10 protein-coding genes are annotated in these 13549 nt (G+C 44.4%); 6 read left to right on the top strand and 4 right to left on the bottom strand.

The window, feature by feature from the left end; genetic code table 11:
* Positions 1–809: 809 nt before the first annotated feature.
* A complete protein-coding gene (locus ACJJIP_RS10145) occupies positions 810–992 on the top strand; it encodes a hypothetical protein (RefSeq protein WP_444946833.1) in 183 nt (60 codons plus the stop codon).
* 722 nt (positions 993–1714) lie between these two features.
* Here the strand turns inward: ACJJIP_RS10145 and csrA are convergent.
* On the bottom strand, positions 1715–1894 hold the full coding sequence (gene csrA, locus ACJJIP_RS10140; protein WP_444946832.1) for a carbon storage regulator CsrA: 180 nt from the start codon (positions 1892–1894) through the stop codon (positions 1715–1717).
* 1046 nt (positions 1895–2940) lie between these two features.
* On the opposite strand from csrA, the gene ACJJIP_RS10135 reads away from it, so the two are divergent.
* The 3 genes from ACJJIP_RS10135 (at position 2941) to ACJJIP_RS10125 (ending at position 7902) form a co-directional block, all read left to right on the top strand.
* Positions 2941–4650, top strand: a complete 1710-nt coding sequence (locus ACJJIP_RS10135) for an alkaline phosphatase D family protein (RefSeq protein WP_444946831.1) — start codon at positions 2941–2943, stop codon at positions 4648–4650.
* A 253-nt stretch (positions 4651–4903) separates the two neighbouring features.
* A complete protein-coding gene (locus ACJJIP_RS10130; RefSeq protein WP_444946830.1) occupies positions 4904–6331 on the top strand; it encodes an aldehyde dehydrogenase family protein in 1428 nt (475 codons plus the stop codon).
* Between the two features lie 296 nt (positions 6332–6627).
* Entirely contained in the window at positions 6628–7902 is a 1275-nt protein-coding gene (locus ACJJIP_RS10125; protein WP_444946829.1) for a serine hydrolase domain-containing protein, read from the top strand.
* 402 nt (positions 7903–8304) lie between these two features.
* Here ACJJIP_RS10125 and ACJJIP_RS10120 read toward each other — a convergent pair whose 3' ends face one another.
* Entirely contained in the window at positions 8305–9312 is a 1008-nt protein-coding gene (locus ACJJIP_RS10120; RefSeq protein WP_444946828.1) for an aldo/keto reductase, read from the bottom strand.
* 237 nt (positions 9313–9549) lie between these two features.
* Between ACJJIP_RS10120 and ACJJIP_RS10115 the strand changes: the two genes are divergently transcribed.
* A complete protein-coding gene (locus ACJJIP_RS10115) occupies positions 9550–10455 on the top strand; it encodes a LysR family transcriptional regulator (protein WP_282950594.1) in 906 nt (301 codons plus the stop codon).
* A 205-nt stretch (positions 10456–10660) separates the two neighbouring features.
* On the opposite strand, the gene ACJJIP_RS10110 is transcribed toward ACJJIP_RS10115, so the two are convergent.
* Positions 10661–10963, bottom strand: coding sequence for a hypothetical protein (locus ACJJIP_RS10110; RefSeq protein ID WP_282950593.1), 303 nt, complete (start codon positions 10961–10963; stop codon positions 10661–10663).
* Between the two features lie 106 nt (positions 10964–11069).
* On the opposite strand from ACJJIP_RS10110, the gene ACJJIP_RS10105 reads away from it, so the two are divergent.
* Complete coding sequence (locus ACJJIP_RS10105; protein WP_353375430.1) at positions 11070–11975, top strand: LysR family transcriptional regulator; 906 nt, start codon at positions 11070–11072, stop codon at positions 11973–11975.
* Positions 11976–12029: 54 nt separating this feature from the next.
* Here the strand turns inward: ACJJIP_RS10105 and ACJJIP_RS10100 are convergent, their stop codons facing one another.
* On the bottom strand, positions 12030–13241 hold the full coding sequence (locus tag ACJJIP_RS10100) for a DUF3179 domain-containing (seleno)protein (protein WP_444946827.1): 1212 nt from the start codon (positions 13239–13241) through the stop codon (positions 12030–12032).
* Positions 13242–13549: the final 308 nt, after the last annotated feature.

Genomic DNA, 13549 nt, shown 5'->3' with positions numbered 1-13549 from the left:
AGGGGCCGTTGCCTCAGGAAAAACATCCGGCTAAGGTAAAACCCGCGTCGGGGCAAAAAAATATTGAAGAGCTAGTGGCACCGGGAAAAATGGTTGTTAACTCGTTGATTGCGCTAGGGAAAATGGAAAGCTAAGGTACGACTGACCTCGGGGTGATGTCAATGTGGGTATCAGTGGCGATATTCCTGGAGTAGGGAAAGCTTCTGCTGATACAGCTATTGGAACTATTGCGTTTATGGGTAGTCCTCCAGGGTGGATTGACGGTGCTAGTTATTTTATTTTTGATACAATAGTCGGTATTGAGTCTTTAAGTAAGCCTCTAACTGATGCAATGTGCTCAACCTTCGGTAACTGCTAGGTTTCCATGATTTTTTTAAAGAAAATATACATCGATTTATTTTTGGCGTGCTATATATCAATTGCTAAAAAGAGTCCACACGATGAGAATAATAAAGTAAATGCTATTTGTTTTATGTCATTTTTATTGAGTCTAAATATTTCGTGTATACCAGCGCTCATGTCTATATTATTTGAAATAAATGTAGCTAGTATATATTCGAGTTGGACTGTTCCTGCAATAGTGATAGCGTTTACTGTAATGCTGTTTAACTTTGTGTGTATACGTTTTTTGAGAAATGATATCCAAGAGAGTTTAAGGACGGCCTCTGTTGAGTTAGGTGATAAAAACAAGGTTTTTGTAAAGTATGTGGCTTTTTCGGTACTATTACCTACTGCCTTGGCGATTTTTTTTCTAGCTCAACAAAGCTGGTAAATTCAGGATAACCATAGATGGCTTTAAGGAGATTTTTTTGGATGCTAAAATTTCTTATGTTCCCCAAATAGGCAACACGATAACTACAATCGTGACCGCAGATGCGGTTAATGCTTTTCATTCTGAAAGTGGGACGGCCAATGTTGGTATTTCTGTTACGGTAAAAAATAGCGAGGGGGCGGTTATTTCTCATCAGGAGGGAGGGCCAACCTTTTGGTGAGCAAGGCTATGTTTTGTTTTATTCGGGATTTATTTAAAAATGGACTTTTCTTAACGAGTTTTTGGGGGTTGATAATTTATTCCACTTACTTCTTTAAGCGCGATTTGGGAGGGCTTGGCTGGATACCGTTAATTGTCTTGATTCTCTATTGGCTATATGCGTTAGGTTTATTTATTAAGAGACGGAGAGTGAAAGATTAAAATGGTTTGGGAGATGGTAAATTCAGGACTCTCATAAATTAAATTCAGAAAACCCATAAATTGAGGGGGAAGGTGCTAGCTGAGGCGCAGATGCCATCTTGGCGGCTGTTTCTTCTTAGATTGATACTAAGACGTAATGAAAGGGGTACGAATTAGGTTTTGGGTTCGAAAGTTGGGGTTTTCGGTAAAAACCAAGAGGAATACAGGCAGCTAGGGAGGGTGCAGAATCAGCAGGGCGTGGTAGAAAGGAAACGCCGGCAATCCCGATGCCGTGTACCCAGCGTTTATTAAGCCGGGTACAGGCTTGTTGTACTGCTTCCACTGATCCCACCAAGCCTTTAAAGCGGCTTTCAAAATTTCGGCTGAGATAGAGCCAGTGTTTGGGTGAAATACCCAGCCGTTCAAGGATAGGAGACGTGTTTTCGGCAATACACTCTCGCTTCCTGGGGTCAAAGTGTCGACCGCTCCAATCCACTAGCTCCAAATGGTGACCCAGCTGAAAGGGCAACCCTTTTGGCATATTCAGTTATCCGCCTCCAGCTCCTTCTTAATGCGCCTATAAATCTCTTCACGGTGAACAGGCAGGGATTTAGGGGCGTTTATTCCTATCTTTACTTGATTCCCCTTAACTTCCAAGACTGTGACCGAGACATTTGCTCCAATCCTTAAGTTTTCTCCAGTGCGGCGCTTTAAAATCAACATGCTCATTTCCTATTGATACTTAAACAAGGGGTGGTCTTTCTACGGTGGGAAAGATTGGGAAGTAACGTCTGAAGGAAATGAGAGGAGGTGCACGAGAACGGTAGGCGTAGAAGAAGAAAAGGCGGGCGCAACGCTCCCAGAGCTTGAGGACACACTCCAAGCTGCTGAATCTACTCGACTTTATTGAAGACGAGCGGGTTTCTAGCGTATTATCCACTGAGCCACTTTGATAGGTTAGTTATCAATTTGGTTAGCTGGCCCCAGGTGTGTCCGCACCTTGGGTCAGCGCCTTTTACTTACTCTTATGTCACGCTACCGTTCTCCTATGAGGGATTGGGCTTTTAAAAAACTCTTGGATCTCTTGAGTGTTGACTTATACAGCTCAACTTAATTGCGATCCAAATACCGATAAATCTCTACCAATTCTACGGAGCTTTGACATTAAAACAATCTTAATAAAATCCAATAAGATAATTTCCGCGCCTATATTTGTTGCGCTGTCGTTTAGAGTTAATTTTATTTCCCTCTAAAAATTGCGGGCTAAATTGACTCTTTTTTCTAGCTCCCAGGCTTGAGCTCAATAGAGAAAACATCGGTAATACAGCGACTTGAAACTGTTTCCTTATGTCGATAGAAAGCATTTGATTGGCTTTGGAGATACGGCCTTCTGAGTGATAACACGCTTAAAATTTATGAGCATACTCTTCAAGGAAGTATCTCAAATCTAATAATATTGATCGATTTTCCTGGAGTTATATAAGAAACTATTTGTTTTCTCCACGGATTAAAGTACTTGTTTCCTTTCTGGGAATACCTGTCGTTACCGCATAACTAATGTTAGTGACTGTTTAAGAGGTTTAGTATCTGTAAGCGATTTTCAATTAAGGCTAAATAAATTGACATTACTGTCATTTTATTATTTTTATCTTCAATAATCCGTTTGCCCGGACTTTATAGGCCGTCAAATCTTCTTTGCTGGTACGTTCTTCTATAGAATCCGCCCCCTTTCACATTTTGCAACTCATAACTAACAGGAAGTGGGGTTTATGACTGTCTCTCGTCGTACGTTTGTCCAAGCTATGGGGCTTGCACTGTTAACACCGTTTACCGTTCGCTCTTTGGCTGCCAGCAACAGCGAAACCTATGCGCGCTTTAATCTCGGTAGTAGCCCATTCAATTCTGAAATTGATAATGACGGCCTTGTCTTTGATCTATCCGTTGCCTCTGGAGATCCTAGCCAAACTGGTGTTGTACTTTGGACTCATATCAATCCGGCAGCGTACGTATCTGGCCAAACTCTCTATATTGACGTGGCATTAGATGAAGGCTTTACCCAGCCGATTCTAAGTGCTGAGGTCAGTGCCGATGACATCACCGCCGATCGTGATTACACGGTGAATATTGACCTGGAAGGTTACTTATCACCCAACCAGCGATACTACTACCGCTTTAAGTACGGCAACCTTTGCAGCCGTACTGGTCGTTGCCACACGTTGCCAACTGGCAGCCTGGAAAGTATCAAGATGGCAGTGGTGACCTGTCAGGATTACACCACCGGTTATTACAACGCCTACAGCCACTTGGCGGATGAGGATGTCCACTGCGTGTTGCACCTGGGAGACTTTATCTATGAGTATGCGGAGTATGAAGGCTTCGAAGATTCTATTGTCCACTCCTTAGCCTTGCCTTCCGGTGGATCAGTGGCGATGAATCTGGAAGATTACCGCCATATTTATAAGGAATACCGTAAAGACAAGAACCTGCAGCGCGCAATGGAAATGCACTCGTTCATCATCACCTGGGATGATCACGAAACTGCGGATAATGCCTACTGGGACTACGACCGCGATACCCTGGGCGTACCATCTCACCCATACCAAACGGGGAATAATAACCCGGACCAGTTGCGCCAACTTCGCCGCGATGCTCAGCAGGCCTGGATTGAGTATGTCCCTGCGCGGGTAAAAGTGAATGAGGCAGCCAGCCACGCTTTTGATTACCTGCAGATTTATCGCTCTTTCCAGTTTGGTGATCTGGTCGATCTCTATATGACCGACAGCCGTACTTACCGAACCAAGGAGCCTTGTAAAGATGGCACCGCCTGGGAAAATTACTGGTGCACAGACTATGAAAATGAATCCCAAACCATGCTTGGGAAAACACAGCGCGATTGGCTTATTGATGGCATTGTGAATTCATCTGCACGCTGGAAAGTTTGGGGCAACCAGACCTTGCTGGCTCAACTTGCCGGTACTGCATTGGGTCGTCCACTGGTGTTTGCCAATTATGATGCCTGGGATGGGTACCAGTGGGAGCGCGAGAAAATTCTCTCCAGCATCAAGGACAGCAGTATCGATAACTTTGTTGTACTGACTGGCGATCTGCATTCCAGTATTACGTCTTACCTAAAAGTAAACTTCAATAATATCAACAATTGGAATTACGATAACCTGGTAGGTGTTGAGTTGATGACTCCCTCCATCTCTTCGCCAAATATGAACGATACGGTGGAGAAGGGCATTGATGTAGGTAGTGTGTTTACCTCCTTGCTAAACGGCGGAGTGCAGCTAAACAACCCCCATATCAAGGACTTCGTCAGTAACATCTATGGATATGCGGTAATTGAGTTCAATCATAGTGAGCTGAACTGGACGGTGTATAACATCGACAAGAAATCCGATAACCCAAGCGCTGCAAAGAAGATCTATAAAGAGTTCAACTACGAACCTGTAGGAATGTGGTTGACTGAGAAGTAACCCTGCCCATTTGTCGCTCTGACTTAGAATCGCCACTATCGTGGAGTGGCGATTCTTTTGCGCAAACCCTGTTTCAATTCTCCTCACTTTTTCAGATTGTCTTTCCTTAATCTCGCCGGCCTTCAGGCAGGTGGATAGGTGCGCCTTGGTTGATTATTGGCCAGCCGTAACCTATACACTCGGAAGGCCTAAAGCCGGCACAGTGCTTTGGCATGCCTGAAATTTTAGAGCCACCGGTTAAAAGGAAAGAGCCGTGCTACAAAAAGCATACCCATACTATCTCGCCAATGAAGCCGTATACGCAAACACAGAGCTTGATGTCACCGATAAGTATTCTGGCGAGGTAGCAACCCGGGTGGCTATGGCGGATGCCACTACTATCGATAGTGCAATCGATTGGGCGCTTTTGGCGGAAAAGCCAATGGCAAAATTTCCGCCTTACCGACGACAGGAAGTGCTCAATCATTGTGTGCAGCGCTTTCATGAGCGCTTTGAGGAGCTGGCGCAGTCACTATGTATTGAGGCTGGCAAGCCAATTCATGACTCCCGTGGGGAAGTAACCCGCTTGATCGATACTTTTCGGGTTGCCGCTGAAGAATCTGTGCGTATCAATGGCGAGATTATCAACCTGGAGATTTCCAAGAACACCAGGGGCTACCGTGGTTTTGTCAAACGTGTACCGGTGGGCGCCTGCTCCTTTATCTCTCCCTTTAACTTCCCACTCAACCTGGCGGCCCATAAGGTTGCACCGGCAATTGCTGCAGGTTGCCCCTTTGTATTGAAACCGGCGAGCCGAACACCGATAGGCGCACTGATAATTGCAGAAATCCTGGCCGAGACCGACCTGCCCAAAGGGGCTTTTTCTGTGCTGCCCTGCCATCGGGAAGGAGCGGATCTTTTCACCGTGGATGATCGCTTCAAGCTGCTTAGTTTTACAGGTTCACCCGCTGTGGGCTGGGACCTAAAGGCCAGGGCAGGGCGTAAGAAGGTGGTGCTGGAGCTGGGTGGCAACGCCGCCTGTGTGATTGATGAGAATACCGACCTGGAAGATGCCCTGGAGCGTTTGATCTTTGGCGCTTTCTACCAGTCAGGCCAGAGCTGTATCGGCGTACAGCGAATCTATGGCCATAAGAGCTTGTATGAAGAGCTAAAGCGGCGCCTAGTTGAAAAGACGCGCAAGCTCAAGAAAGGGGACCCGAAGGATGAAGGGACTTTTATTGGCCCGATGATCTCCGAGGGGGAGGCAAAGAGACTGCACGGATGGGTTGAAGAGGCGATTAATGAAGGCGCCACACTTTTGTGTGGCGGTAGCCGTGATGGCGCAATGCTCGATCCAACTCTATTGGAAGGTGTGCCTCACGAATGCTCAATAGTCCAACAGGAAGCCTTTGGCCCTGTAGCAGTACTGGAGCCCTTTGATGATTTCGATGAGGTCCTTGAACGAGTCAACGATAGTGCCTTTGGTTTGCAGGCGGGGATCTTCACCAAAGACTTATATCGAGCACAGAAGGCCTGGGATACCTTGGAAGTAGGGGGCGTTGTTATTGGTGATGTGCCCAGCTGGCGTGTGGACAACATGCCTTATGGCGGAGTAAAGGACTCAGGCCTCGGCCGTGAGGGTGTACGTTGGGCAATCGCCGATATGACAGAAGAGCGCTTGATGGTGGTGCGAACGCCTTAAGAGGGCTCAAAACTATTAACTTTGCGATTCTGAATTTTGAAGATTGTATATAACTGGGTTTCTCCTTGTAAAAACATTCCCTGAGTGCCTTTGTGCTTCGATAAATACGTTGCTATCGAGCGTGTTTGTCTATTCACGACTAAAAGACTCTTTGATCGATTTGATTATTTCTTTGGTCTGCACCCTATACAGAACAGTTTTATTGTATTTGAAGAAACATATAGGAAATTCACAGTAATTGCAGTAGCTGCAGTTCTCGAAACTGTATTTACTTAAACAAAATTGGAAATATCTCTATGCCAAAAAATCTAAAATCAAGAAGGCGCAGTGGAATATATTTTATAGCCTGGAGCACAGCCTTGATCTTGGTAGTCGGTTATGTTTCTCCCTCATTTGCCAAAACCGAGGTAACACTCAATGATTTTTATCGTCCGTTTGATCTTTCTGAAATCAATCAGAATAATATGCAAAGTTGGCCTTACTATAGATATACGTCCATGCATTGGGATGAGTATGGTATTTTCGGTACAGTACATATCATGGAGGCAGAAAAACCAGCCAAGCTGGAAGTCGTTAAAGAGCCCTTTAATATAAGTTTGGATATTCGTAAGGGATGGCCTTTCGTTGAGTCACTAACTGCGACTCAAACCAAAGGTTTCCTGATTATGAAGGATAATCAAATTATTGGAGAATTTTATGATAATGGGCTAGATCACAATCAAACTCAGCTTTTGCAGTCTTCTTCTAAAACTTACGCAGGGGTCATTATTTCAAAGCTGATTGATGAAGGTAAGATCGACCCTAATCAGTCGATTGAAAGCTATTTACCTGATTTTGTCGGTTCAAAAATTGGCAAAGCCAAAGTCCAAGAAGTACTTGATATGACCTCCGGCCTGTTGCCCGCTACGGATTATCATGTGCCCGGAGGTGAAGCCTTCTTATTTGAGATCGAACAAGGATTAAAGCCAGGCAAACCAACGGGGCATCGTAATGCTATTAAGAATGCTAAGGTCCAGAATAAACCGGGTGAAGTATATACTTACAATGATAAAAATACCGACCTACTGGCCATACTAGCAGAGGAAGTTTCGGGGCACCCATTCAACAGGCTTCTTTCGGATCTCTTTAATGACTTTGGAGCAAATAGTTCTGGCTCCATTGCCTTAACGGTTGATGGAACTGCTAGCCCTTCCTATGGTATCAGTACCACCCTGCGCGACTATGCACTTTTTCATCAGTGGATCGCCCAGGGAAAGGCTCCAAAGAGCTTCTATGATTCTGTAAAGAATCTTGACAAAGACCTTCTTGGAAAATCAGAAAGTGGCAAGTCGCTTGCTAATGCACTGGGAACGCCTGTGGCATATGGTTCTCAAGCCTGGTATTTACCTGAATATAATGTCATCTACACTGCGGGTTCCTATGGGCAGTATGGGTTTAGTGATCTCAATAGTGGAATGTCTGTGGTCTTTATGCAGGACTGGGAAGACAATGCTGTACCCCAAAAATTAGTTGAAACAGTGGATCGTGCTAAATTCCTTATTAATAAGCTTGGAAAACAAAATGATTCTTAGCACAAGATTCATGTATGAACAATGCTTCACGCTTCAATTGATAATAATCTTGGAAAGATTGACAGGGCTCGTTGAGAGTATATCTAACTCTATTTTTTTAAGAATAGGTCAGGTTAAAATCAGTACTTCAACTGGACTGCTTAATATTAATTTAAATATAAAGTTATCAGTGTAAATCAAAATGAGATTGTAATTGTTAAATTATGTGGTGTTTGTAGTGGTTTGGTTTTAGTGCTTCAGACTTGATCTGACAGTTATCATTTTTCATGTGATGGTCCGCCAGCTCAAGTCTGAATTAATCCAACTTAGGGATACGAGATGCAGTCAGGCTATAAGATGAGTCATCCTATCAGTTGTCACACGCGCCTCTCCTCGCTTAGCTATTTATGCTAATCCTTATTCTCAAGTTGGTAGAGGAGCAGATTCATCGACAAGTTTTTCTTGACGTAGTTCTTGCCATAGTGCCTCTGGAATATTGGTTTCGAGAGCCTCAACATCCTCTTTGATCCTGCTAGGTTTACTCGCACCTGGTATAACTGCAGCTATAGCCGGATTAGCCAGAACAAACTGCAATCCAATAGCCTTAGTGCTGACTCCATACCTATCACCAATTGCTTTGATTTTAGAAACTTTCTGAACTATGTGCTTTGGTGCTGGCGCGTACTCAAAATTTGGTCCCCCAACCAAGGCTCCTGAACTATAAGGACCTCCGGCCACGATACTGAGGTCGCGCTCTATAACCTGGGGTATAACTCTCTGAAGAGCTCGAGAATGATCCAACAGGCTGTAGCGGCCAGCTAGTAAGAAGCCATCGGGGCGAGGTTCCTCAAGATCAAGACGTATCTCAATCGGCTCCACTCGGTTTACTCCCAGGCCCCAGGCTTGAAGTACGCCTTCATCACGCAGTTTATCAAGAGCCCTGAAAGCACCTTTTCTCGCGCTTTCAAATATGCCAAGCCATTCGTCACCATAGAAATCCTGGGCTACATCGTGAACCCATGCAATCTCAATATGATCGGTTTTTAAGCGCTTGAGGCTATCTTCTATCGAGCGCATTGTTGCATCGTATGAATAGTCATTAACTATCTTATTGGGGCGGCCATACTTGAAAATATCACGCTTATCTCCAAGTTCTCTGCCGCCACTATCTTCAACTTCATCCAATATCAAGCGGCCAACTTTGGTGCTGATTACATAGTCTTCGCGTGGGAATCCAGATAGCGCCTCACCCATGCGAATCTCGGCGAGTCCGGCCCCATAGAAAGGGGCATTGTCAAAGTATCTGATGCCGCAATCCCAGGCTGACTCTACAGTTGCCAAGGCCTCAGATTCTGGAATCTGGCGAAACATATTGCCAAGAGGTGCAGTACCAAAACCGAGTTTACTGGGTAAAAGATTTCTCAATTTCACTTTGAACTCCCATCAATCAAATTCATAAATTTTGAAGGTTTTGACTAATTGGCCAGCCTGTTAAGAGTCCCAGACTAACCTGCTACTCCGCTTAACCATGCAATCTGTAAAGCGCTTCTGATTACTAGCACTTGTGCGACAGCAGTCAACGGCAGTGGCTTGAGGGGCTAGTCTGCTCTAGTTGCTTTTGATGAAAAAGCCGTCTATAAGCAATAGACTATTGATTTGGAGTCAACAATGAAGATCACCCTTCAAGAATTACAGGTATTTACCACTGTGGTAGATACGGCTTCGATCACTTCGGCTGCCGATAGGCTAGAGCAGACTGTATCTGGGGTAAGCCGTGCACTCGCCCGCTTGGAGAGTAAACTGGAATCGACATTGCTTCAGCGCACTACACGGCGTTTGAAACTCACTGAAGAAGGGCAGGCTTTCCTTAAATATGCTCGGGATATTCTCATCTCAGTGGAGGAGGCTGAGGAGCAAATGGCGGCTCGTCAAAAGCAACCCTCAGGTCTTCTGCGTATAGACGCTGCCACACCATTTATGCTGCATGTAATAGCACCATTGATAAATAGCTTCCGTGCTAAATTTCCCCAGATAGAGCTGGAGCTAAACAGTAATGAGGGAATAACTGATTTGATAGAGAAGCGAACTGATGTGGCATTTCGTATTGGGAAACTTCAGGACTCAACATTACATGCCCGCTCAATAGGGACTAGCAAAGTCCGAATACTTGCTAGCCCTGGCTATTTACAACAGCATGGTACTCCAGAGAGTGCAGAAGAACTTGGCCAACACGTATTACTTGGTTTTACAAAGCCTGAATCCCTTAACAAATGGCCGCTTTATGAACGAAGCGGAGATAAACTGCAGATTAAGCCAACGATGGCTTCATCTAGTGGGGAAACTTTACGGCACTTAGCCCTCTCAGGTGCAGGGATCGTTTGCTTATCTGATTTTATGACTCAGAGGGATCGTCATGCTGGGCGATTGGTGCAGCTATTCTCAGATCAAACTGTAGAAGTCAAACAATCCATTAATGCAGTTTATTACCGTAACACCGCGCTTTCATTACGAATTACCAGTTTTATCAACCATATTGTTGAAGAACTGGGTAAGCAACCATTTGATAAGGTTTAACCGCAGACATCCTTACTTAACACTCAAATAATCCACGGATTCCCAAAATACATAGTCCACAGGGTATTATCTATAGTTGTTAACAGTAATTAGACTTCTGCTATTGGTGGTTGCTTGTTAGAGTGACATATTGCTACGTTACCGTTGGCGACTATTTTTTGTACGACAAAGATTGGTTTGAAGATTGAGCCATTGGCATGGCTCATTAAAAGCCAAAATTCAGAATTCCATTATAGTCTGCTAGGTAATTTTGATGACTATGTATGGCGTGTTGAACCAGTCCTCTATTGTCTATTTGATAAATAGCTGCACCACATTGATTACAAAAACCATATTCTTTTACTGGTCCAGACTCAAAAGAGTAAGTATTGAGCCGCTTTGATGGATCTTCAATCATTGCTGGATTTGAAGCCTCAACAAAGCTTATTCCACGACCTGTCTTTGGAGAGATTGAGCTATTGAAAAGTTTGTAATGGATGGCCCCACAGTGACAAGTTAAGTTGTTCATCGATTTATCTCCGGAGTGGATTGGTATGGGTTTAGAGTTTACTATTTGGCAGGTCTCGATAAAGATTATCAGCAGAAAGTCATAATTAGCTTTAAGGAAACAGTCGGTGCGGCGGGAATATGATAAGTACCACTTGATTAGTGTCTTTTGTGCCGTAGTGGATCATGGCTCCCTAAGTAAAGCTGCTAGCCACTTGGGATTATCAGCGCCAACTGTGAGCAAGACTTTGGTACAATTGGAGAAAGTGTTGGGCCAGGTATTGTTGAACCGAACTACCAGAGCACTTTCTCTTACAGAAGCGGGCAGGCTTGTATACCAGAGCGGCCAGAAGATACTCAGTGCATTTACTGACCTGGAAGATCAGGTCGCTGAGGTTGGTAGTCTTGATCGTGGTAAGTTACGCATTACTTTCCCTGAAACCATAGGGAAAACTGTGTTTAGCAAGATCTGCAATGATTTCCAAAAAGAGTACCCTGACTTTAGTCTCGAGTTAATTTTTACTCCCTTTCTCATGGATATGATTGAGGATGATATTGATATAGCCTTTCGCGTATCTGAATCATTACCAGATAGTCAGTTTTTTTCTCTACCACTGCTCAATATATATCCTGTATTCGTGGCATCACCCGAATATTTAGCGAAAAATGGGTGCCCGCATTCAATAGGCGAACTCAGTCAACATAACATGTTGCTGACGAGGCTAAATGGCCTTGAGGATGGATGGTTGATTGATGGGAAATATTACCAATTCAAAGGCAACTTAATTTCCAATGAAACTTACCATACCCGCTCTGCGGCATTGAATGGTAATGGTATAGCTATTTTACCCTCTTATTTCTGTAAGAAAGATATTCAAAGAGGCAGATTAATAGAGTTACTCCCTGAACTGGAAAGAAAAGATAAAACGGTAGGAGCCCTGTACAAAGTGAAACGTAAAGGTTCTAAGAAAATTGATATTTTTTTGAGTTTTGTGGAATCCAAACTGCAAGAGTCAGATGTAACCATGTGTTAAAAATAGTAAACCTGGTAGTATATTAGACCGATGTTGCTTCTTGTTTAACTGTTATCAGGAGCTGGCTTTTTGAGTGGGTATGCGATTTACATCTGTTTCAGGGAAGAAATTTTGCCAGACAACCCAGTAAGCTTCAGATTTCATCGTTTCAACGCGTTCTAACTTCCCCACGTTACTCTCTCCGCCGAACTGTACATTAGAGATCTGGCTACCACTGTCATTATAATATGCACCAACGCTATCGAGGTCTGAATGGTAAACGATAACAATATCCCGGCCACCGATTTCTACGTTTAATAGTCCACCATGATCCTTAATGAAATCTTTTGTATAAGCTACATAGTCTTCGCCGATATTAACACCGTAAATTTTAGTTTTATTCGGCAACCTATTATCAAATTTCTTAATGGTAGGGAACGCAGGTTCCTCTTTTTTAGCTTGATCTGAGATTGCGTGAGTGAAGATCATATGCATCAGGCGATCGAAGATGGCTAAAAAGGGGTTGTCGGTAAAATTTGGTATTGGGTTCAGAAATATTTTCCCATTGGGAAACGCTTTCTCAAAAGCCCACAACGGCATCCGATAGCTGGGCCATTCGGGCATCCTCGGCCCTTTAGGGCCTGCATCTTCACGGGTGCCCCAAAACTGCTGAATTGGCTGCCCGGTTTTTTTATCCCACATCACCAAATTATTCTCGATCTGGGTCATAACACCTAAATCCAGGGCTTCCCCATCAATTTCGGGTGTGTAGGCAATTCCCATATTGGTCAGGCCACAATAGGTCATTACCACATTTTCACCAGCTAGCCCTTCCTTTGTACCGGCCACATGTGGCCGAAGAATGTGGTCATCAGGGTGACCTCTAGCTTCGCCGTTAGCGTCAATTACTATCAGGCTGGTACCGGGGGATAGGCTCTCTTGGGCCTCAGCTATGGAAAAATAGCGCGCATTATGTTGTTGCGCGCGCATCATAATAGAGGGGTTGATATACCCAGAGTAGAAGGCGAAAGCAGACAGGGCACTGATGATCCAGAAAATGACAACAGAGCCAGCGCCAGAAAACCATAGCGTCAGTGCTGATACCAACCATAATATCCCTGCGGCAGTAGCAATCTTGTGCCTCCGATAGAAGGTCCACATTGTCGCTTTACGAGGAGTTTGCACAATCCACTGGCTAAGATCTGCGAGGTCGCGAAACAGACGTAGGCTTAGATAAAGGCAACCCAGTAATGATAACCAGTGGATACACTGAATAAGAAAGGCCATGGATAAAGTCCCTGACTAAACCTAAACCATCAGAATACCTGGCAGAACACCTCGTCGAAAAACAGGATGACTCTGCCTGACAATCCCTGAATCACTAGGGTAGTAGAGGAGCAGGCATTAAGCGCGGGGCTTTGTGGGCACTGGTGTTCTCGCAGTACCCTGCGATTATGATCGCTCCAGTTGATTGAATGCAATGCCTGGTAAAAAGACCTATCGTGGAGGTGAATTGCATCTTCCTTCGTGAGATTTCCATTGCCAAAATACCTGGGACATCTCCAGCAGCACCAGCGACCGTAGTTTTAGTGCCT

Source organism: Microbulbifer variabilis (genome assembly GCF_052467165.1).
This window is presented reverse-complemented; position numbering and strand designations above follow the sequence as displayed.